The organism is Desulfobacter hydrogenophilus (assembly GCF_004319545.1).
Lineage (GTDB): Bacteria > Desulfobacterota > Desulfobacteria > Desulfobacterales > Desulfobacteraceae > Desulfobacter > Desulfobacter hydrogenophilus.
Window position 1 is genome coordinate 2378465 of sequence record NZ_CP036313.1, and the last position, 20349, is coordinate 2398813.

Sequence of the window (20349 nt, forward strand, 5' to 3'; positions counted from 1 at the left end):
ATTTCATAGCCCCTGTTATTGAGGAACTCGCTGATATAAATTATGGTGGAATATTAGAATAGGTTCTTGCTTTTTGTCAACCAAAGTGTGACAGCTTATTTGGGATCAACCGAGCCTAGCTCTGTTAAACTTTGAGGTTTAAGGTTTTCCGGGTTTCGCCAGCACAGGGGGTCCGACGCCAGGAGATCACCGGTAACCTGGAAAGCTGCGCCCCGGCACCCGTAACAGGTGTCACTTTTTTCACAGGTGCGGCAGAAGCCTTTGATGGTCTGCCTGTGATTTTTCAGCAGGCGAAGTTCCCGGGAATGGTCCAGGATATCCTTAAGGCGGGTTTTTCGTATGTTTCCTATGGATTTTGTAATGCCCACACAGGGTTGGACATTGCCGATGGAGGTGACCGTGCAGGAAAACTGGTGCCGCATGCACTGGTTGCCCATGAGCGGCGGCTGGGGGTCCCATTCAATGCCGTAGCGTTCCCGGTCAATGGCACATATCTCTTCGAACACCGCTTTCAGTTCCAGGGGGTTAAGTTCCAGAGCTGCATTGTCTTTTGCCTGGCCCTGGGGGGTAATGATTTCGAAATAGGGGACCATGTTGTTCTCCCTGATCCAGGTCCATAGCTTGGTCAGTTCATCCCGGTTCTGGCGGCAGATAATGGTGCTCAAGGCCAGGAACGCATCTTTGGCGGGATAGCCAGCCGCTTTAAGGTTGCCAAGGGCATTGTGGATAATGTTAAATGCCCCTTTTTTGCCTGCAAGCGCATCTTGTCTGGCTTGATCAAAGGAATTCATTTTTAGGACAACCCTTACCCTGGCTGCGCGAAGTTCCCGGGCGAAATCAGGGGAAATGCCGGTGCCGTTGGTAAACATTTCTATTTCTAAACTGTGGTGTCTTAAGAATTTAATGACCTTCTGTATATGGGGGTAGATGCTGGGTTCGCCGCCTAACAGGATGATTTTTCCGGCCCCAAGTGCTTTGGCCTGCAAAATGATCCCAAAGATTTCGTCAAGACTGAGTTCATTATCAAAATATGAATCATGAGGCACATAACAGTAGCTGCAGCGAAAATTGCACCGCAGGCTTAATTCAATCTCCATGGAAAGAAGCCTGTCGCCGGCGACGGCATGGTTAATTTTTTGTTTGGAAAATTCAAAGTTTCCGGCACAACCTATGTTGTGACTGGTGCAGATATTCATGGGGACACCTTTGCGACAAACCAGACGGTTTCCGGATTGTTACCGGATACTTTGGTATATTCCATCCTGAAATCCGCCGCGTTGATAAGGTCTGTGATGGCTTGCACAGACAGGTAATGGGGAACCACCCCTTTTAATTTCAGCTTCAGGGCTTCAATGTGCCAGACAAGAGTTGGTTTTGCGGCAGGAGAAATAATCGCCCGGATAATAAGGGTTCCGCCGGGAGTTATCGCTGCCCTGATTTTTTCTAGGGTTTGTCTGAATTCATCAGGTGTTAAGAAATGGGCCATATCCAGCATCAGGGCTAAGTGGACAGGTTCTGAAACAGCGGGAAGATCCGGGGCGCTGCCCAGGTCAACCCGTCCTCGTTCTGAAACAGCCATGGCACCAATCCGTCGGCTTTCGGGATCCGGTTCTATGCCGAATATGCGGGCCTGGGGAAACCGTTCAAGAAGAAAGCAGGCCGGCACCCCGAGTCCTGTGCCGATGTCCATGATCCGGGAAACGTTATCTCTGTCTGTCAAGATGTCGGGCAGCTCCCTGAACATGGGGTCCAGTTTTAATTTAAACCGGGCGAACATTCTGGGATATGCCTCGGCCGTGCGGTATCTAGCAAGAATCCGGGATGCGACAGAGGTGCCCGGTTTCTGGAACACCGTTGATTTCGCAGTTGATAAAATAAAATACCGGCGCAACAAGGGCGGCAGAACCAAAAACGCGCCTGCAAGGCAAAAGCCGATGCCCAGAAGGGAAGCAAGGCCTGCACTTTGCAAAAGCGAATGCTCGGCCAGGCACATCACCCCGAATCCGATCATGGTGGAAATGCCTGCCATGAAAACGGCCAGGCGGATCAGTTCAACCGATGGATGGGATTCGTCACGGTAACGCTGGTAGGCGCGCACAAAAAACAGGGAGAAGTCAATGCCGATGCCGAATACAATGATGGAGAGCATCAGCGAGGGAATGTCCAAGTTATGTCCTAACAGCTTCATGGTGCCCAGGGTGCCGATAAAGGCAAAAAAGACCGGCAGCATGGTGATGATGGTAAGTTTGATATCCAGAAAAAAGATAAACAACAGGATCAAGACCGCCCCTGCAATAATGAAAAACATTTTGACAAAGGTTGTGTACAAAAGGGTGCCCAGGGTGGTGGAAAACAACTGGGGTTCAAACACGGTAGCAACTTTGCTGAACGTCTCATAGAAACTTTTTACATCCACATCGGGGTTTCGCATAACGCTTGTGGTCCATGCCCAGTGGCCGCCGGTTGCCCTGGCTTGGGAAATACCCATTATGGGATAAAGGGCCTGGGGGATTACCACCGGTCCGGCCGGCAGGTCGGTGGGGACAAGCAGGTTTAAAAAAGGGTCAAAGGCGTCCCGGGTGAAACCGAGCCGTTCCGCTTCCCGGCTTAGATTCTGCGTAAAGGCACTGATCCGTTCCTTGCTCCAGAATTGGACCCAGGCCTCATGGTTCTCCTGTTTTTTGATTTTTCCCGGGAATATCATTGAAAGCGTTGTGCCCGAAGCCGGAATACCTTGGGTTTGGATGGCAGAGACCCTGTCTGCCAGCTGGTCGCTTAAATCCTGAAGTTCTGGGACCGAGTCGGCTGTCAGCATGAGATGGGATTTACCTGTAAACCCTTTGCCCCAGGTCTCATAGAATTTTGTATCCGCATCCCGGGTTTCCCGGCTTACCGTACTCATGGCAGACAGATCCACATGAAAGACCGGCCAGGCAAACCACATCAGGACCAGTGTCACTGCCAGGGCAAACCAGGCACCGCCGTTGCCGGGAATAATAAGGGCGTTGACCAGGCGTTGCAGGGGAAGCGCCCGGGGTTTTGCCGGGTAAAGCACAGGCACGATTCTTGGGAACAAAGAATGAATAAAGACAAAGGAGAATCCCATGCCCAGGGCCGTAAATTTCCCAAGCTCTTCAAGGATTTTAAAATCACTCATCCCTAAAGAAAGGAAAGCGCATACCGTGGTCAGGGTGGCGATCAGACCCACGGCCCGCACTTCCGTGGATGCCTGTCTGCCGGATGTTTTCCGGGGCTGGTCCAGGAACAGCAGATAGGTAATGCCGTGGTCTATGGTGATGGAGATGATGGCCCCGCCAAATCCAAGGACAATAAGAGAGATATTGTCATATAACAGGGAATATGTAAAAAGGCCCGCAATGGTGCCGAACATGGCAGGAACCAGGGCTAAAAGCCCGATCCACGGCCGGGGAAAGGCCAGACACAGCAAAAGAATGATGGCTGCCGTGGCAATGAGAATGGCGGTCTGCACATCGTGTTTGATAATTTTTTCATTGTCATAGGCGGCTCTGAATGCCCCCACTGAGGTGAGGACGGCATGTTCACCCGGCCGGGAAAACTGTATTTGGGCCTGGGTCTGGATGGTATGGATCAGCTCCATGGCCCGGGTGGAAAATTTTGAGTCCGTGCCAGAGCCTTTGGGGGTGGCCATGATCAGGCAGTGCTGTGAATCCCGGGACAGAAGTTTTCCCTTGTAAATGTTGAAATCATCAACCGGTGCCAGGGATTTCAGTCTTGCCAGCACAATGTTTTTCAATCCTAAAGGGTCAACGGCTATGAATTCGGATGAGCCAATCTCATCAAGACTCAGCAGGCGGCTATAGGTCTGTGAGAGTGTTTCCCGGACGGCACCCGGTGTGAGCCGAGGCGCAACCTGGGTCTCAAGCTGGGTGCGGGTGAATTGAACGGGCAGGGTCTTTACCACCAAAGTCATCAGTTCCGGCATGATCTCCTGGTAGTGGTCCATGCCCACACTGCTGAACAGGCCCGAAGCCCAAAGCTTTTCCTCCACTATGGCGGCAAATTTTACCAGCCGTTCCGGATCCCGGGTGCCAAGGCCTGCACTGATAACGACCCGGTCCTGGATGGGATGGTGGTCAAAAAAGTAAAGGGCATCATGGATCACCGGGTTGTGGGCCGGAAGCGATGCCGTGATATCGGTTTCAACATGAAGCCTTTGGAAGCTGACAAAGAGCATGAATGCCGCGGCAAGGATTGTGATGATCAAAAGACCGATGTTCAGCTGTTTTTCTTGTTTTTTTGAATTTACCATATACACACTCCGAGCCCTGTGAGAACCGCTAAATGACCGAGAATCACCCACAGGCGGTGGGCATGAAAAAATTCGTTCATCAACTGAATGAGTCCAAGACCGCCAAAACAGCGCCGGAATCTGTCCAGACCCAGGCAGGCCTCATTGTCCGTTTTTGCATTACTCTGGAAGGCAAAAAAAGGCGTTGTGCCCAAATAGTCGTCACTAAGTTCTCTGAGCATCGTGTCATAGGGTACCCCGCACCAGGGTTGGCTTAAGATTTTTTCTCCGAAGGCGCGGTTGACGGCATAGGCATGGGCCAACGCCTGATACCTGATTCTTTTTACCCTTGGATTGCCGGTTTTTGAACTGCCCTTGATCAGACATCCAAAAAAGAGCAGGGTCCAGGTGCTGCCGTTTGACAGATGCGTAACGGCATCTTTTAAGATGTGTGGATCATACCGGTGAAACACCACGTCATCCTCAAACACAACCCATTGTCGTGCGCCGGCATCAATGGCTTTTTTCATGCACAGAAGATGGGATGCAAAGATTCCCCGGCAGGGATCGTTGTGATCTTTATCCACCAGGACAAACTCCACACGCATCTCAATGCCCATGTGCGAAAATTCAATTCTGGCCCGCTCCCGGCGGTCGGTACGGTCCCGAAGGGAGATGCAGTAGAGCCTGTCAAAAAAGGCCCAGGGATTTTCAGTTGCCGGTGTCATGGCGTGTCATCCATTTTTTCTGAAATGTCCATGCATGGATTTTTGGATACAAGGGCAAGCAAGTTGTTACGGTGATTGATTATGATACATCCCATGCACGCAAGAACCCCGGCAATGCCCATAAAATCGGTGCCCGATGTTCGGACAAGGCCTATGACGAGAATGGCCACAAGTACCAAGGAGCCTGCAAAGGCCTGCCGGAAAAAAAGATACCCGGCACACCAGCCGGCAAGGGACAGCACCGTAAATAAAGGGGTAAAAAACAGGGAAAAGCCAATGAAATGGGCAACGCCTTTTCCCCCCTTAAACCCGTGAAAACATGGGAACCGGTTCCCAAGCAGCAGAAAAAATCCCACCCAGAGGGCTGCGGGCGCAGATAGAAACCGGGATGCCGTTGCTGCAATTAAAAATGCCTTTCCCACATCGGTCATGAGAACAAATCCGGCCCATTTCAGCCCCAGTATTCTGTAAACATTGGTGGTTCCTGCATTTTTGCTGAACAGGGTCCGAGGATCTTTTTTTTTTAGCTTCAGCACAAGGATGGACGCGTTTAATGAGCCTGCGGCATAGGCAATCAGGCATAAAGCGGTGAACATCATTGGATACCCTTTCGAATCCATCTCGGAGGCGTGATGCTCCCGCCGCTGACGTCCCGCATTATTACCCCGGACACGGCTTCACAAAGCTCTCCCTGGTCATCCATAATCCATATGTCAAATACCAGGGTCCCCTGGGTTTGATATTGGGGGATAACCCGGGCAGTATAATTTTTATGTTCAACTGTGGGTTTGTAAATAACGCGTTTTTCAAATCCAATTGGAAAGGCCACAATGCCGAAAAAGCGCTGGCTCCAGACACATCCGGCATGAAATGCACCATCCAGGGGAAATCCCGATCCCAATACGGTTTTAAAGGGATCATTGGGATCATCCGGCATGGCTTGGAGGGTTGCACACGCGTGGGACCTTGAAAGCCGCAATTCATCTTTTATGGAGTGAAAGGCCGGCCCGAATGGAACCAGTTCCCGGTATATGGAACCAACGTCCACCGAAAACACGGACTCGCTGCATTCATGCACATGATCGGAAGACAGGTTTGGGGGCAGGTCCGGGGGCGATTTTTGCGTTTTCGCGCTAAAGGTTACCGTGCAATGTTCTTTGATTCGTGTTATGGCCCCTTGTTTTGTGGAAAACCGGGTGGCCAGGGAGAGCGAAATTCGTGTATCGTCCGTGCGGCGGATATTGCACAGTGCTTTAATGTTTTTTTGATCGGGCTCAAGCACAAGGAATTTATTAAACCGTACCTCGGTCATATACCTCGGGACAAAGGCAGACGTAAGAATATTGAGCTCCTTAATTGATCCGGCCAGGACCTTCAACGCCTCCACAGCCGGAAACACCACCTTGCCTGCAAAACAATGGTCCATAAAGTGGGGATATACGGCAATGGTTAACGGAACCTGGGTCACGGATCTGTCCATATCAGATTCTGCTTGGCGGTTCTACGAATTTTAGGCTTAGATTTTCCCCTTTTTCATACCCCATCACCCATACGGCCAGATAGGTATCCACATAATCCAACCAGGCTTTGAAGGTTTCAGGATCAGTGGCGTGTCTGAAAAGTCTTGCCGTGACAACGGCGCTGCCGGCAGCGTAGTGGCGGCAGTCCGCACAGTCCGTATCCGGAACACAGCATGCAGCACTTCTGTCCCAGGTCAGATCGGCCCGGTATTGTCTGAATGTTTTGCCTAACCCCACATCTTCATGGGGATTCATTCTCGGATAAGAACATTGAAACAGATCATGCAGGCCCATTCTATGGGTATGGGCAAGGATGTTATAGTGCGAGAAGAGCAGATGCTCGGGATATGTTTCAAGCATCTCCAGCATGACATCCCGGGTCTTTGTCAGTGTCTGTCGGGTATGCCGCAGGTCTCCGTTGTATCCCACCGGCGCGGAAAACATATTAAAGGTAAAAGGGCAGCCGTTTTCCGCAAGGATGGGCGCCACATCCCGTATTTCATCAATGTTGCTGCTGGTAAAGGTATAGACAAACACAGCTCTGGGGTCGTTTTTGTAATTTTTAATCTGTTTTTCAAGCATGTGATCGGCCCTGCGAACGGCCTGGCTTGTCCGGTCATTGCCCCACACGGAGATGTGAATCCTGTAGCCCACGCTTTCGGGTATGAATTTTAACCCATTGGATGCGATGGCGCCCAAAGGAATGTTCCGGTAACAGGTTTGCAAAAGCTCGGGAACCAGGGCGGGTTCCGCCCCTGCCAGCACAACAAAGGTGATGCCCCGCTCTTTTTCTTTGACCATCAGGTCCTGCCATGCGTCAGCGTCGTTATTCTCGGTGACAAACTGTTTGTCGCCTTCAAAAAAATAACAGCCTTCACACCGGATATTGCAGCGGTTGGTCATGTCATAGGTGGATTCTCTCAGGAAAAAATATTTTTTTACCCGCTGCCATCGGCTGCGAATTACCGGATCGGACAGAATATCTGAAAATTTCCAATGTTTTTGCATAAAAGGTTTTTATAGCTTATCGTTGATGTATTCGGCAATCAGCCGGATGTTTGTCAGTTTGGGGTAGTCATCCTCGTCAATGCGGATGCCGTATTCATCCTGGATCACCAAGGCTACAGTGGCAAGGTCCATACTGTCAATCCCGACTTCATCCACAAGGTCCATCTCTGGATCAAAGGTTTCAGGCGTTACATCTTCGATCATGAGTTCCTCGATGATAATCCGGGCCACATTGATAATGACATCGTCAATGGTTTTTACGTTGTTCATTTTCTGATTTTTCTCCCTTATATAATTTTCAATGTCTCTTAACATATTCCTGGCAGGATATCCATTTCAGGATTCAGGGGTCAAGGGTAATCGCATGTAAAAATGCGGTTCATCTCTATTTTTGACCGATCGGATATATTCGACCATGTCATGGGCACCGGCAGACAGGACAGAATTGCTGGATCCCCTGAAATGGCCGTAACCGGGCCGCGGCGGATGGGCAAACGGATACAGCGGTATAATGGGAACCGGGTCTGTGACATGGTAGGTTCGGTGAACATTGACTGGACCAAACCGACTGGTTAGATCAACTGCGAATCCGCCAAATCCGGGCTTTGGCATTCCAAATGTATACGTTAATCTATCTCATCAGTGTGGGCCAAATACGAATAAAAATACCAAATCAGTTCAGCTTCTGCCATCAAGGTATGGCTGTTCTACTCCTTTATTTCCCAGCAGAAGTTGGTTCCGATAAACCCCGCTTCCAGGTAAGGCCCATGATCGGAATAAAACATTCCAAAATATGGTTTAGAATTTTCGTTCGTATTCAAGGCGTGGCAATGGGAGCATATTAAATATATGTACCCATTGACACAACGAAGAAGACGGATGAAAAGGTAAACCATATGGAAGGTTTTATTTTGAACTTAGGACTAACCCTTCGGACCTTCTCGGTGATCTCACATTTGAGATTATAAGATTTTCCCTTAAACTCGTCATACTCACCTTTACCATCCTTCCATTTGAATTTACGGACCACCGTCACATCGGCCAGGGGCTTTTCCTTTAAACAGTAGTTGACCTTTAATTTGATCTACCATTTTTTGATTTTGGTCACCAATAACAAACGTAGCCAATGTCGCTTCAAAATTGGTTTGGGAATCCTTAAACATTATCAATGCCAGGCTAACTATGTTGTGTTGCAAATGTAAAAAAAATGCATGCATTCTAAGATGGTGTTAACAATTTCGTTGTTGATGTTTTAAACATTTATGCAGATCTGGTTATTTTTACTTTTCGGGTGTTATCCCGTTAGATAAGTGGATACGAAAGATAAATGGAAACTACAGATCAACTTGATCTCTCCTTTTATTTTGCAATAGGAGCGTTGCATTATGCTATGTTCTGTTTTATATTGCAATTATACCCTGCACAAAGGAGGAAACATGGCGACAGCAGTAAGAGTGTCCGGTGATCTTGTAACTGAGGCTAAAATTTATAGCAAAGTTGACAAACGATCAATCACTGGACAGATAGAACATTGGGCGAGGATTGGTAAGTGCGCAGAAGAAAACCCTGATCTCACTTATAATGCTATCAAAAATATTTTAATTGGGGTTGCAGAATTAGATCAAGGCGAATACTCAGAATACCAATTCGGATAATTTGACATGCGAATTTTCCAGTCAAGATCCTTTGCTAAAAAAGTTAAGAAACTCAATAAAAATGAAAAATCCATATTGGATGATCAGATCAAATCAATAATTGAGAACCCGGGTATTGGAGATGAGAAGAAAGGAGAGCTGCGGGGAATATTTGTTAGCAAGTTCAAAATTAAAACGATTCAATATCTTTTAGCGTATCGCATCGTTGATGAAAACCTTGAATTGATTTTACTCGGCCCTCATGAAAACTATTATAGAGATCTGAAAAAATCTATTTGAACCAAAAAGATAACGAACCACGATCTTATCCGGTGGTTGAACAAGCCCGGCGAAAATGACCGGGTTCTTTATCTTTTATAAGAAAATTTTAATAACTTGCTGAATTAATTTTATAATTTCTTGTGGTCTGACCTTGGTGAAAGACCAGGTCGGCCATGGCCGTTATATTTAGAAAGATAAGATCACAAATAGATCGGTCAAAGGTCACGAGGTTATCACAAAGATTGCCATGGGGCGTTCCCCCGGCATTGTAATTTATCGGGGCCGCTGCCATGTGGGCAGGGAAAAGCCGCTATCCCTGATGATCCTTTTTTCCGGCCCGGGGTATCGCCTATATTAAGGCCATTTGGATTGTTTAAAAATTTGTCGTTTAGATGATTTGGGGCCGAGGCGATGAGACACAACCCCAGCGTTGCATAAAAAAGTTAGTAAATGAGCCGACGAGCATTGCCAATAAGGCGTTTCCAAGTTTTTTAAGCAATTTTCAGGAATTCACTTTTGGTGAGGTCCTGAAAATTGCTTAAAAAATGGTTTTACATAATTATAGCAAGCGTCGTCCTATTCAATGGTGCTTATTTTATGCAACGTTAAGGACAACCCATCCTGGAACGATGTTTTGAATACTATCGCAATATTGATTAGGACCGCAGATTAAATAAGTTGGGCAGAAATAACGCCGAATTTTGGTTCATCTACAAGGCGCATTAAAGGTTGAATAGCAGGCCTATTGAACCTTTGATGCAACGAAGTAGATGGGCTAAAAGGCAAGCTATTTCGTTCAAGTTATTTAATCTGCGGTCCTAAACAGGTTGGGGACGAAATTGCCGCCTGAGTCAAGGGAGAAGAAATCACACAACATATCAAAAGAAAATTGCATATAGGCCCGAAGATGTATTATGCTGAAAAGGTGTATTATGCTGGGAAGACAAAGTTAAGTTTTGAACATTTTTTACAACAACAAAAAAAGGATGAATACTATGGACATTTCAACAACCTATATGGGTCTTACCCTTGAAAGCCCTGTTATTGTAGGCAGTTCCGGATTAACCGACTCTGTGGAAAAACTAAAAAGAATTGAAGACGCCGGAGCGGGTGCCGCCGTACTTAAATCCATTTTTGAAGAAGAAATCGCCTATGAGTACAATGACATGATAAAAGACGTGTCCCTTACAACCGGATACAACCTGGAACAATTCGATTACCTTGACATGCAACTCCGGGGGAAGAAACTGTCTGCATATCTGGACCTGATCAAAGAGGCAAAGGCCGGCGTGAGTATGCCTGTTATTGCCAGCGTAAACTGTGTCTACTCCCATGAATGGGCCTCCTTTGCCAAACAGATCGCCGATGCCGGGGCTGATGCCCTGGAACTGAACATGTTTTTTGCGCCCACTGATTTTGAACGGGAAAGCAGTGAATTGGAAAAAGTCTATTTTCAGATTGTTGAAAAACTTTTGAAAACAATCACCATTCCGGTTTCACTGAAGATAAGCTACTATTTTTCAAACCTGGGAAGAATGATCCAGCGGCTTTCGGAAACCGGTATCTCGGGTATTGTCCTGTTTAATCGGTTTTTCAGTCCGGATATTGATACGGACAAACTTGAAGTCAAACCCTCCTTTCTTTTCAGTTCCCCTTCGGATATCGCCATCTCCCTGAGATGGATGGCAATTATGTCCCAAAGAGTTAAATGTGATCTGGCGGCATCCACCGGGGTGCATGACGCACAGGGTGTGATCAAGCATCTTCTGGCCGGAGCCCAAGCCGTGCAGATGGTGTCGACATTGTACAAAAACAAAACGCCATACCTTAAAACAGTTATCCGGGATATCCGGAACTGGATGGAAACCCACGGGTTTAACTCTCTGGACGATTTCCGCGGGAAGCTGAGCCAGGCAGAAGCCCAAAATCCGGCTGTTTACGACCGGCTTCAATTTATGAAATATTATTCATAGGCGCTTTTATCATACACGCTGTTGGGGTAACCCCGGCGGTTTGCATTCTTGGGGGAAAAGATCCCAGGCAGACGAACACCTGCTTGGGATCATAAATAAAATATTTTTTAAAATAAGATCATTAAGGACCGCAGATTAAATCAGTTGGGCAGAAATAACGCCGGATTTTGGTTCATCTACAAGGCGCATTAAAGGTTGAACAGCAGGCCTATTGGACCTTTGATGCAACGAAGTAGATGGGCCAAAAGGCAAGTTATTTAATCTGCGGTCCTAATCATGGTCTGAGCCAATAAGGATGGAAAAATGCGTAAAATTATTGTGTTGTTGTCTTTTGTCTGTCTACTTTTTGTTTCTGCATGCGGATATGATTCCGGGAACTCTAAAAATCTTCTTATAGTCGTGACAACGGATGATCCGGTTACACAATTGATGTCAATGGTGCTGGCTGACCAGTCCATAAAAAAAGGAGCAACTGTGGATGTGCTTCTTTGTGGCAGCGCCGGTTCACTGGCTGTCGAGGATTCTGCGGAGGTATTCTTAAAGCCCCAAAATATATCTCCCCAGATGATGCTGAAAAATCTGATCCGACATAATGTCAATGTAGAACTGTGTCCACTATATTTATCGAACTCAGAAAAAAGCGTTCCAAATTTGATAGATGGGGTCTCGGTTGCTAAGCCTTCACTGATAGCGGATAAACTTCTTAATGAAAAAACAAAAATATTAAGTTATTAAATGTTTAAACATGACAGACGTATTAATCATATTATTTGATTATTTAGGAACATTTGCTTTTGCAGTTTCGGGAGGACTCGCTGCTGCTGAAAAAAAATTTGATTTATTTGGTGCTTTGTTTCTCGGGTTTGTAACTGCTATTGGTGGGGGGACTACGCGTGATATGATGATTGGTAACACGCCAGTTTCATGGCTTCAAGACCCTGCTTATTTTTACATTATTGTCGTTGCTGTTTCGCTTACGTGTTTATTTACCAAAACAATATTACGGTTTTCCAAAGCACTTTTTTTTTTCGATACGATCGGAATCAGTGTGTTTACAATCATTGGTATTCAAAAGGGAGTACATGTCGGTATTCATCCCCCACTTGCGGTTATGATGGGTATTTTAACAGCCGTTATGGGTGGAATTATCCGTGATGTACTTTGTAATGAAATTCCTCTGATTTTTCATAAGGAAATATATGCTACAGCTTGTTTGGCTGGTGGTGTTCTTTTTGTTCTTTTTGTATTCCTGAACGTGCCTGAACCTTTTACTGCTCTAATCGCCGCTGGTGTTATTTTTACAGTCCGCTCACTAAGTGTCCGGAAAGGATGGGAATTGCCACGGTTTAAGTAATCTATGTTCTGATTTTGCGTCTTGCAGGAAAGATTATGAATTTTAGATAACCGATACCCGAATATAACGCCCCATAACTCTTTTGGGATCTCATGTTCATATTTTTGTAAAATAAGATCATCAAGGGGGCCTTTTATTCAAAGGTTCCCCTGGTTTACCTCTTCCTGTTGCATTTTTCATTGTCCCTGTAGCATGTGGCATTTTGTACCAATATTAAAATTTTTTTGTCCTGCCGATGGCTACAAGATCCAGTTCAATGGGTATTTATTTTTATGGATAAGTGGTTTTGAGAAGTGAATGGACTCTCTTTTTTTGCAAACCCGGTCCCGGCGGCTGGAGGAATTCATTAAACTTCATCCTGGATGACTTTATCACCAACCGTCTCAATGAGTTGAGCCAGGATCTTGGCATCCTGATCATCGGTTGGCCTCCAGGAGTTTCGAAGCACTCGGTCACCGTACTCGTCAAAACTTATATCCGATATCACAACTTCTGTATATTTCAGCCTGGGGTCTCCTTGATGGTAGGGCCAGACTTCAAAAACACGTAGGTTGGCTATCTTCAATTTAACTCTTTCACAAATCCTTGGGACAATGTATTGAATACAGTTGGTTGCTGGTTCTCCTGCGTCTTCGCCCTGATCGATTAGGATTATCCAGGTGGCCTCGGTCGTTGCTTCGTGAGCAATGATCAAATGACAAAACGAATCCATAAGGCTTGGATCGTTTTGTTCCTGTTCGGTCCCTGAACCTTTCCAGTTGTAAATAGTTGAATATGTGACTTTAAAATACATGGTGAATCTGAATTTTTAACCGTGAATAACCTTAACCCTGCCAACAAGGCCATTTTCCAATCGGACTTTTATACCATGGGGATGAAAAGACGATTTTGTTAAAATGTTTTTTACGACGCCTTGGGTCAGAGCGCCTGTTCTTTGGTCTTTTTTTAATACAATGGAAACGGTTTGTCCTGTTTTGATTTGCGTTCTATTTTGTCCGCCAGTCATTATACTCTTTACCCTTTAGCTATGGGCTAAACAACCACCGGCTTCAAGCCGGTGGTTGTTTAGTATTTTATGGGGTTATAACTTGATATTTTATTGGAGCATATCCTTACACTCATTCGGATTGCAAGAGAAAAAATGGTCCCTGAATCTATATTTTTTCAGCTCCCAAAGATCTAATGACACTGAATTACAGATAGTCTACTGTGCTCATTAGCCTAAAAAACGAAGCCTGGCCAAAGGGTGGTCTTCACCTCAGACCCTTGATTTGATCTTCCAGATTTTTGATCCAGGTCACCAATAACAAAAGTAGTCAACGCCGTTTCAATATTGGCTTAGGAGTCCTTAAATACCGGTGCTTAGTGCAGAGCGCTATAAATAAGGGTATTGCGGACATTCGTGTGCAAATACACCCTAAGGAATTTTGCCTTACAAAAACAACGACTTGTGCATGTTTAAAATAAACGCTCCTTATTTACTGTTTATTTTTGTATAGAAAAAAAGACTATTTCTTTAGCCGAAAACCATCAAAAATAAATTTCAAAATACATTTTCATTAATCAATACTATCTTAGGGTGTATTTACGCTTAATTGTCCTCAATACCCTAAATAAGGCCGCCCCGCAGGGGCGACATTTTTAGGCCGATGCAAAGCATCGGGGCGAAGTGAGCAAAGCGAACGAAGGGTGGGCGTCTTCTTGGCTCTATTTTTTTGAATTTCCACAAATGTTGGGCATGAGTTGATAGATGCAGATGCGGGTTAGACGAAACCTTGATTGTCCGGAAGGCGTAATGCTCTAAAAACGCAATTTCTATGAATATAAATACTCAAAAAAAATCCTTTATTAATAAATAATTAATAGCATATTAAATTTAACGAAGAACTAACTTTTTTTTCTGGAATAAATAAAATAATAGTGATATTTCCAGAATAAAGTTTCTTGCTTTTTTATTTTTAACTGATTTTTTTTAAGAAGAAGGAGGGTTGTTAATGTTCAGGTTCAAATTATTATTGAGTTCAATTTGTATTTCATTTTTGTTTGTTGGATTGTTTTGTTCTTCAGCGTTCTCGACAACTCTTGTGATTGAAGATGGGAACTTATTAGGTGCTACAGACGTCGTGGTTAACGGTGTATCGTATGACGTCACGTTTGAGGATGAGTCAGCAGCGGATTTATACATCGTGAATGGGGAATACACATTCCCTTTCACCACAGAAGATGAGGCATTAGCAGCGTCACAAGCCCTATTAGACCTGGTATTTTTAGATGGTGATAATGGACGATTCGATTCGGACCCTGAATTGACTAACGGAATCACATACAGCGGATACGCTTACGTCTATACTCCATATGATATAGATATAGACGGAGTACTTGGCATTTACTTTGCGTATGCCCTTAATTACAAAGATATGCACTTAGACAGCCATGGAAATTATAGCGACGACACAACAGGCATAAATTTTAATATAAAAACATACGACACTTCGACATTGTACGGCCAGGTGTGGGCTGTTTGGAGTCCTAACGCCGCACCATCACCAACACCAGAGCCAGGTACCTTTCTATTATTAGGGGCAGGTCTTATCGGTTTGGCAGGTTTGAAAAGAAAAATGAATTTCAACAAAGCTTAGTTTCAACATGTCGAGACCGCCATACAACCACTGAAACCATCTTTGAACGTATCGTCCGATGCGGATTGAGTCCGCACCTTGCTCATAAAGCCGGGCGATACGTCTTTTGAAATTTTCAATGATAGTGCTGGCGGGTGTTATTTTATCCAGCGTCAGGTGAATCAAATCCACGCTCCACCCAGTCGTTCATCCGGGGCGATTTCATAAACCTTCCCGCACCATCATAGCCGTCGATTTTCAATTCCACGAATTTATCGCCTCTGGGAGCCCGTATCTGGGTATTTTGGGCGTTGTGGCAAAATACCCTTATTGTGATGAATCTTAACTTTTTGCCAAAAGTTAAGATTCGGGATGGCTTATTTTGAGCCCACAATACTTCTGGTAGTCCGGCCTTTTCTATAATCACAGCCAGGTAGGGTGGGCAAAGGCGCAGCGTTGCCCACCATTGTATGTATAACATTCTGTGCCTGAATAACAAATCAGATGGGTTCAAGTTTATGGACAACCGGTGGGCACAAAAAGCATGCCCACCCTACCACGTTGAACGGCTATTCGCTTTTGTGTAAACCCATGCGGTGTATTCAATTGAATTGATTAAACATCCCCCTGTTAAAAATTGCAATCGTCAATTTAATGCCCTGCCTGTTAAATGCCCTTTTATTTTGGGCCAGAAGAGCTCTTGACTATGTCTATCATTGTTTACCCGAGCCGATCTATAATCAACATTTAATAACAGAAGCATTGTGTGTGGGGGGGGGGGGGGCAGCTCAAATTTCACACTGCAGACTATGTTAAAAATAAAATTCCATCAATAAAGGCTTTATAATCCATATGAGCCGTCCGAAATTGATATAAAGCTGCAGGGAAATTATATGCGATTGCCTTGTTCCGGAGACCTGACAGTATGGTCAATATGAATATCAATAAATCCAGTACAGACAATCTTTTGGTCCGCCGTAAGTTGATATTCAAAGCGATTCGGGGTCTTCCCCGCAGGTTTTATCAAAACTGACATGGGAGTGTCCGGTCTGATCAGCTGTTTAAATCTGACCCGCTTGAATCCGGCAAGTTTCAGGCCTGGTCCCATTGTCTGCTGCATCAAGTCAAAAACCATGTTCATTTGGGCAATGCCTGGAACAATGGGATTGTCCGGGAAATGTCCGTCAAACCAGGGTGAGCCGGATTTAACGATGCACTGGGCTGTAATAACCGATGCTTCGGTCATACTGATTTCATTGAGCTCATACCCGGAATCGCTTGGATCAGCCATGTCCGCGGCTGGGGTCATGAGCCTAATTTACCGTGTTCGTTAACATACCGGGCCAGGGTATCAAGTGTCGAAAATACGGTTTCTCCGAGCTCTTTATTGTCAATGACAACCCCGTAATCGTTTTCCAGCATCATGACCATCTCCAGGACATCAATGGAATCAAGTCCCAGAGGACCGCCGATCAGCTGGTCCTGTTCGTTGATATCTTCGGGTGTTACATCCGTCAGTCCCAGTGTGTCGACAATTTTCTGCTTCAGTTCTGAAATCAGCTTTTCCATATATCATCCAATACAATCAGCTTTATGGGTTTTATTATTTATTTCGTGTTTTAAAGGCCTTCAAAGGTGTTCATCTTTTCCTGTTCTTTTAACACATCTTTATAAATGCCGTCCCACCCCTTTTTTTTAAGGACCCTGGCATGCTGCTGTTGCAGTATTGGTTTGAACATATATGTCCAGATGCCTGTCCATAATTTTCCGGTTCCCTTGGCCCTGGCCGACGGGTCCCACCATCCCAGCACTGTCTGGCGGTGATACCAGAACAGGTATTGCAGCCTGTCGGCACTCAGGTGACGGGTTTTGACATTGGCCCATAGGCCGTTATATTTTTTTAAATCCAGGGTATTGGTAACCAGTCCCTGGGTCATCAGCTGCTCCCGCATGCCTGTTTTGGGATAGGGGGTCAGGATCTGGCAATAGGCGGCATCGGCATTAATGTCTTTTAAAAACTGGTAATTTTCAATGATGGCGGTCTCGTCATCATCGGGAAATCCGAAGATCAGGCCGCCAATGACCATCAGGCCGTGTTTCTGGCACAATGCCACGGCCTTTCTTGAATATTCCACAATATTCCCTTTGCCTGCTGCGGCAAGGTTTGTTTTTGAGACATTTTCAATGCCTAAAAATACGGATTTAAACCCTGCCTCGGCCATTTTCCGGATCATATCCTCATTGGTGGCCATGGTCAGGCTGTCGGCCTGCACCACCAGTTTCAGGCGCCTGTATCCCCGCTGAATGATGGCATCACACAACCGGATAACTCTATTGGTATCCAGAACCAGGTTGTCATCCACAATAAAGGCCAGCCGGGTTTTTTTATTGTAGTAGATGTCGTCGAGGTCGGCAATGACCCTGTCAATGGGATAGGTCCTGAAGGTGCGGCCGTACATGTGTTTCATGCTGCAAAAATTGCAGGTACGGGTGCACCCCCTTGAGGTCTCCAGCACCTCGGCCTTCATGTTCATCACATGGTATCCCCAGGTCAGCCGCCGTTTGTCCCGGATGGGCGGTTTTAATTGGGATAGATCCTGCAGGTCCCCCATGGGATTGGTGAAAAATTCGTCGCCATCCCTGTAAGTCAAGGAGGGGATGTCCTGAAACGCGTCACGACCGTCCAAAGCTTCCACCAACCGTTTAAACGCAGTCTCTCCTTCACCCTGGACAATGAAATCAATCAGTTTACCTTCCGGGGATTTCGTGATTTCCTGGGTCATCAAGGTGGCATGATATCCCCCGACCACAATTTTGGCACTGGGCCGGACACGTTTGATCAGCCGGATAATCCGGCAACAGGTGTCCCATTGCCAGGACATGGCTGAAAGTCCAACGATATCCGGCGCAAGCCTTGTCAGCTGTTTCGTTAGATAGACCCGGATGGACCGGCGCTTCCGGATCAGGTCAATGATTCTGACCTCATGCCGTTCATGGATATTACCGCCGATGCTGGCAATACCAAGATTGGGGAAATGTACCGCTTCCTGGTGAATGACCAGGGGGGCCACATCGGGCATGGACAATAGGAGCACTTTCATAACAGACCCTCCTTGGAAAACGTTTTGGTGGCAAAGGCCTTCATTTATGTCCCCCTGGGTCAATTCGCCGGGTAAAAATGCCATTCCCCAGGTGCCCGGCCCCATATGAACCCCTGAGGTCAAAGACAACGGGACAAGGGAAATATTTGCCCGGGGACAGGCCTGACGTATTTGGGGCATGACCGAGGCCGCCACCCATGCCCTGTTGTCGGAATATTCCAGAAGTATCCTTGGTGACGCAGTTTTTCCAAATTCACGTTCAAGCCGGTTGACGGCATACCGGATCTGGCCGTCACTGTTTCTGACAGTGGCAAGTTTTTGGGCGCCGTTTGCCCTGGGACTGATGATGGGCCGGATGCTGAGCATATCCCCCGCCACACTGCCTGTCCTGGACATTCTGCCACCCATGGCCAGGTATTTAAGCTGGTTGAGGAAAAGCAGTTCGTCGCAGGCCCCAATAATTTTTAACGCATGGGCTTCCAGTTCCGCCGGGTCCTTCAGGGTGCCGGCTGCCAGGGCAACGGTTTCGGCAATAAGCCCGAGCCTGCCGGATGCCGCACCGGTATCCACAACGTGCATCCGTTCTGAAAGCCCGTTGTCCGCAACCCACCGGACGGCAACGTCATAATTGCCTGTATACACGGATCCCACACACAGGTAAAGTACCCGGTCGTATTGCCCCAACATTTTTCTGAAGGTCTCCTGGCGCTGAAATACCGAGGCCTGGGCGGTCATGATCCGTTTGCCCCGGGTCATGTCTGCATAGATTCGGGCCGGATCTGCCAGGGTTTCAGGACACCCGCCGTCATCGGTCACGATAAAACTGTCCATGAGTGTGATGCCAAGTTCTGCGGCCCGGTCAAGGGTGATGGCGCCTGCCGCATCAGTGATGATGCCCACCGTGTCTGGGTTTGTCCGGGCCGGTGTCTTTTGTGGCCGGGTGATGATGGGTTCGGCATCCCATGCCGTAATAGACCCTATTTCAGACACCCGCTGCTTAAGCACGTCCCTGTCCCTGGTGTGCACATGGATTTTCAGGGACCGGTTGGTTTGTGTCGTAACGATACTGTCGCCAAGGGTTTTAATCAACGCGTCCGGGGTGTCGCGGCTTTGATCCATCCGGACCTGTAAATCCACACAAAAGGCCGGTGGTGATGGATCGGTGTATCCGGTCGACACACAGAGCTGGTCCTTGAAACTTTCCATGACCGGGATACATTGATCCTGCCGGTTCTCAAGGGCTTTGAAAAATCCTTCCAGAAACAGGAACATCCCTAAGGCCCCGGCATCCACGACGCCTGCTTTCTGCAGGGCGGGCAACCGGGTGATGCTTTGGGCCACACTTTGTTTGAGCACACCGGTCAGTTCATCAGTATCAAAGGATGCTTTCTGACCTTGGCCGTCACCTGCCCATTGGTCAAAAAAACGGGCCTGACTTTCAAACAGGTCCAGCATGGTACCGGGCCTGGGGTCGGCCACGGCGTTCATGGCCATATTTAAGCCCTGCCTGGCGGCATTGGGCAACGATGCGGGTAATGGATGGGATAAAAAGCCCGAAAAAAAGGCTGCTGAAATATTACCTGAATTGCCGATGGCTGACATTGACAGCTTGTTAATAAGCCGGTTAAACGAGCTCTTCGAAGATGTTTTGCAATGGCCGTTGCCCGCGCCATTATCCGGATTAATTTGCTTAAACGGTGCCAGGCTGATTTTCAGGTTTTTGCCGGTATCTGAATCATGGACTGGAAAGACATTGACCTGATCCAGCAAATCCGCCCAGGCCACAATCCTTTCGTAGCCAATGGCAAGGGCGTTTATGATTTGTTGTGTGTCCGTGCATGAAAAAGGGCCTTTGGGCATG

At 46.7% G+C, this 20349-nt stretch carries 20 protein-coding genes; 7 read left to right on the top strand and 13 right to left on the bottom strand.

The genetic code is table 11. From position 1 onward, the window contains the following. Window positions 1-95: 95 nt before the first annotated feature. The 7 genes from EYB58_RS10440 to EYB58_RS10470 are packed head-to-tail and all read right to left on the bottom strand — an operon-like array spanning window position 96 to window position 7796. The gene (locus EYB58_RS10440; RefSeq protein WP_111957957.1) at window positions 96-1196 is read right to left on the bottom strand and encodes a radical SAM/SPASM domain-containing protein; all 1101 of its coding nucleotides are present in this window, start codon (window positions 1194-1196) and stop codon (window positions 96-98) included. Then, on the bottom strand, window positions 1193-4291 hold the full coding sequence (locus EYB58_RS10445; protein WP_111957955.1) for an MMPL family transporter: 3099 nt from the start codon (window positions 4289-4291) through the stop codon (window positions 1193-1195). Before EYB58_RS10445 ends, EYB58_RS10440 begins: the two co-directional genes overlap by 4 nt. Then, window positions 4285-4998 carry a glycosyltransferase family 25 protein gene (locus EYB58_RS10450; RefSeq protein WP_111957953.1) on the bottom strand — a complete coding sequence of 238 codons (714 nt, stop codon included), beginning with the start codon at window positions 4996-4998 and terminating at the stop codon, window positions 4285-4287. The genes EYB58_RS10445 and EYB58_RS10450 overlap by 7 nt, the downstream gene beginning before the upstream one ends. Further along, the gene (locus EYB58_RS10455; RefSeq protein WP_242637616.1) at window positions 4995-5618 is read right to left on the bottom strand and encodes a glycerol-3-phosphate acyltransferase; all 624 of its coding nucleotides are present in this window, start codon (window positions 5616-5618) and stop codon (window positions 4995-4997) included. Before EYB58_RS10455 ends, EYB58_RS10450 begins: the two co-directional genes overlap by 4 nt. Next, on the bottom strand, window positions 5594-6478 hold the full coding sequence (locus tag EYB58_RS10460; protein WP_111957949.1) for a polyketide synthase dehydratase domain-containing protein: 885 nt from the start codon (window positions 6476-6478) through the stop codon (window positions 5594-5596). The genes EYB58_RS10455 and EYB58_RS10460 overlap by 25 nt, the downstream gene beginning before the upstream one ends. Before the next feature lies 1 nt (window position 6479). Continuing rightward, window positions 6480-7526, bottom strand: a complete 1047-nt coding sequence (locus EYB58_RS10465) for a radical SAM protein (RefSeq protein ID WP_111957947.1) — start codon at window positions 7524-7526, stop codon at window positions 6480-6482. Window positions 7527-7535: 9 nt separating this feature from the next. Beyond that, on the bottom strand, window positions 7536-7796 hold the full coding sequence (locus EYB58_RS10470; protein WP_111958004.1) for a phosphopantetheine-binding protein: 261 nt from the start codon (window positions 7794-7796) through the stop codon (window positions 7536-7538). 102 nt (window positions 7797-7898) lie between these two features. On the opposite strand from EYB58_RS10470, the gene EYB58_RS10475 reads away from it, so the two are divergent. The 6 genes from EYB58_RS10475 (at window position 7899) to EYB58_RS10500 (ending at window position 12769) form a co-directional block, all read left to right on the top strand. Then, on the top strand, window positions 7899-8102 hold the full coding sequence (locus EYB58_RS10475) for a hypothetical protein (protein WP_111957945.1): 204 nt from the start codon (window positions 7899-7901) through the stop codon (window positions 8100-8102). An 860-nt stretch (window positions 8103-8962) separates the two neighbouring features. Further along, a complete protein-coding gene (locus EYB58_RS10480) occupies window positions 8963-9181 on the top strand; it encodes a TA system antitoxin ParD family protein (RefSeq protein WP_111957939.1) in 219 nt (72 codons plus the stop codon). A gap of 6 nt (window positions 9182-9187) precedes the next feature. Beyond that, window positions 9188-9460 carry a type II toxin-antitoxin system RelE/ParE family toxin gene (locus tag EYB58_RS10485; RefSeq protein WP_111957938.1) on the top strand — a complete coding sequence of 91 codons (273 nt, stop codon included), beginning with the start codon at window positions 9188-9190 and terminating at the stop codon, window positions 9458-9460. 977 nt (window positions 9461-10437) lie between these two features. After that, window positions 10438-11415 (top strand): dihydroorotate dehydrogenase-like protein, encoded by a 978-nt coding sequence (locus tag EYB58_RS10490; protein WP_111957934.1) that lies wholly within the window; start codon window positions 10438-10440, stop codon window positions 11413-11415. A gap of 303 nt (window positions 11416-11718) precedes the next feature. Beyond that, window positions 11719-12150, top strand: coding sequence for a DsrE family protein (locus EYB58_RS10495; RefSeq protein WP_207309151.1), 432 nt, complete (start codon window positions 11719-11721; stop codon window positions 12148-12150). A 10-nt stretch (window positions 12151-12160) separates the two neighbouring features. Next, window positions 12161-12769 carry a trimeric intracellular cation channel family protein gene (locus tag EYB58_RS10500; RefSeq protein WP_111957932.1) on the top strand — a complete coding sequence of 203 codons (609 nt, stop codon included), beginning with the start codon at window positions 12161-12163 and terminating at the stop codon, window positions 12767-12769. Between the two features lie 346 nt (window positions 12770-13115). Here the strand turns inward: EYB58_RS10500 and EYB58_RS10505 are convergent, their stop codons facing one another. Both EYB58_RS10505 and EYB58_RS10510 read right to left on the bottom strand, forming a co-directional pair. Next, window positions 13116-13562 carry a hypothetical protein gene (locus EYB58_RS10505; protein ID WP_111957930.1) on the bottom strand — a complete coding sequence of 149 codons (447 nt, stop codon included), beginning with the start codon at window positions 13560-13562 and terminating at the stop codon, window positions 13116-13118. A 15-nt stretch (window positions 13563-13577) separates the two neighbouring features. Continuing rightward, window positions 13578-13775 carry a YwbE family protein gene (locus tag EYB58_RS10510; RefSeq protein ID WP_111957928.1) on the bottom strand — a complete coding sequence of 66 codons (198 nt, stop codon included), beginning with the start codon at window positions 13773-13775 and terminating at the stop codon, window positions 13578-13580. A 988-nt stretch (window positions 13776-14763) separates the two neighbouring features. Here EYB58_RS10510 and EYB58_RS10515 point away from each other — a divergent pair. Further along, window positions 14764-15408, top strand: coding sequence for a PEP-CTERM sorting domain-containing protein (locus tag EYB58_RS10515; RefSeq protein ID WP_111957927.1), 645 nt, complete (start codon window positions 14764-14766; stop codon window positions 15406-15408). Between the two features lie 142 nt (window positions 15409-15550). Here EYB58_RS10515 and EYB58_RS10520 read toward each other — a convergent pair whose 3' ends face one another. The 4 genes from EYB58_RS10520 to EYB58_RS10535 all read right to left on the bottom strand — a co-directional run bounded on the left by EYB58_RS10520 (window position 15551) and on the right by EYB58_RS10535 (window position 20348). Continuing rightward, entirely contained in the window at window positions 15551-15868 is a 318-nt protein-coding gene (locus tag EYB58_RS10520) for a hypothetical protein (protein WP_111957925.1), read from the bottom strand. A 408-nt stretch (window positions 15869-16276) separates the two neighbouring features. After that, window positions 16277-16678, bottom strand: a complete 402-nt coding sequence (locus EYB58_RS10525; RefSeq protein ID WP_242637618.1) for an ApeI family dehydratase — start codon at window positions 16676-16678, stop codon at window positions 16277-16279. 14 nt (window positions 16679-16692) lie between these two features. After that, complete coding sequence (locus EYB58_RS10530; RefSeq protein ID WP_111957921.1) at window positions 16693-16956, bottom strand: phosphopantetheine-binding protein; 264 nt, start codon at window positions 16954-16956, stop codon at window positions 16693-16695. A gap of 50 nt (window positions 16957-17006) precedes the next feature. Further along, on the bottom strand, window positions 17007-20348 hold the full coding sequence (locus EYB58_RS10535; protein ID WP_111957919.1) for a DegV family protein: 3342 nt from the start codon (window positions 20346-20348) through the stop codon (window positions 17007-17009). Window position 20349 lies beyond the last annotated feature (1 nt).

Bases quoted from the DNA above. Each gene is read 5' to 3' on its own strand.
- EYB58_RS10530 (WP_111957921.1), bottom strand. From the start codon at position 16,956: ATGGAAAAGCTGATTTCAGAACTGAAGCAGAAAATTGTCGACACACTG.
- EYB58_RS10495 (WP_207309151.1), top strand. From the start codon at position 11,719: ATGCGTAAAATTATTGTGTTGTTGTCTTTTGTCTGTCTACTTTTTGTT.
- EYB58_RS10440 (WP_111957957.1), bottom strand. From the start codon at position 1,196: ATGAATATCTGCACCAGTCACAACATAGGTTGTGCCGGAAACTTTGAA.
- EYB58_RS10510 (WP_111957928.1), bottom strand. From the start codon at position 13,775: ATGACTGGCGGACAAAATAGAACGCAAATCAAAACAGGACAAACCGTT.
- EYB58_RS10515 (WP_111957927.1), top strand. From the start codon at position 14,764: ATGTTCAGGTTCAAATTATTATTGAGTTCAATTTGTATTTCATTTTTG.
- EYB58_RS10465 (WP_111957947.1), bottom strand. From the start codon at position 7,526: ATGCAAAAACATTGGAAATTTTCAGATATTCTGTCCGATCCGGTAATT.
- EYB58_RS10525 (WP_242637618.1), bottom strand. From the start codon at position 16,678: ATGGCTGATCCAAGCGATTCCGGGTATGAGCTCAATGAAATCAGTATG.
- EYB58_RS10450 (WP_111957953.1), bottom strand. From the start codon at position 4,998: ATGACACCGGCAACTGAAAATCCCTGGGCCTTTTTTGACAGGCTCTAC.
- EYB58_RS10535 (WP_111957919.1), bottom strand. From the start codon at position 20,348: ATGCCCAAAGGCCCTTTTTCATGCACGGACACACAACAAATCATAAAC.
- EYB58_RS10500 (WP_111957932.1), top strand. From the start codon at position 12,161: ATGACAGACGTATTAATCATATTATTTGATTATTTAGGAACATTTGCT.
- EYB58_RS10505 (WP_111957930.1), bottom strand. From the start codon at position 13,562: ATGTATTTTAAAGTCACATATTCAACTATTTACAACTGGAAAGGTTCA.
- EYB58_RS10460 (WP_111957949.1), bottom strand. From the start codon at position 6,478: ATGGACAGATCCGTGACCCAGGTTCCGTTAACCATTGCCGTATATCCC.
- EYB58_RS10485 (WP_111957938.1), top strand. From the start codon at position 9,188: ATGCGAATTTTCCAGTCAAGATCCTTTGCTAAAAAAGTTAAGAAACTC.
- EYB58_RS10490 (WP_111957934.1), top strand. From the start codon at position 10,438: ATGGACATTTCAACAACCTATATGGGTCTTACCCTTGAAAGCCCTGTT.
- EYB58_RS10475 (WP_111957945.1), top strand. From the start codon at position 7,899: ATGCGGTTCATCTCTATTTTTGACCGATCGGATATATTCGACCATGTC.
- EYB58_RS10445 (WP_111957955.1), bottom strand. From the start codon at position 4,291: ATGGTAAATTCAAAAAAACAAGAAAAACAGCTGAACATCGGTCTTTTG.
- EYB58_RS10480 (WP_111957939.1), top strand. From the start codon at position 8,963: ATGGCGACAGCAGTAAGAGTGTCCGGTGATCTTGTAACTGAGGCTAAA.
- EYB58_RS10470 (WP_111958004.1), bottom strand. From the start codon at position 7,796: ATGAACAACGTAAAAACCATTGACGATGTCATTATCAATGTGGCCCGG.
- EYB58_RS10520 (WP_111957925.1), bottom strand. From the start codon at position 15,868: ATGTTATACATACAATGGTGGGCAACGCTGCGCCTTTGCCCACCCTAC.
- EYB58_RS10455 (WP_242637616.1), bottom strand. From the start codon at position 5,618: ATGGATTCGAAAGGGTATCCAATGATGTTCACCGCTTTATGCCTGATT.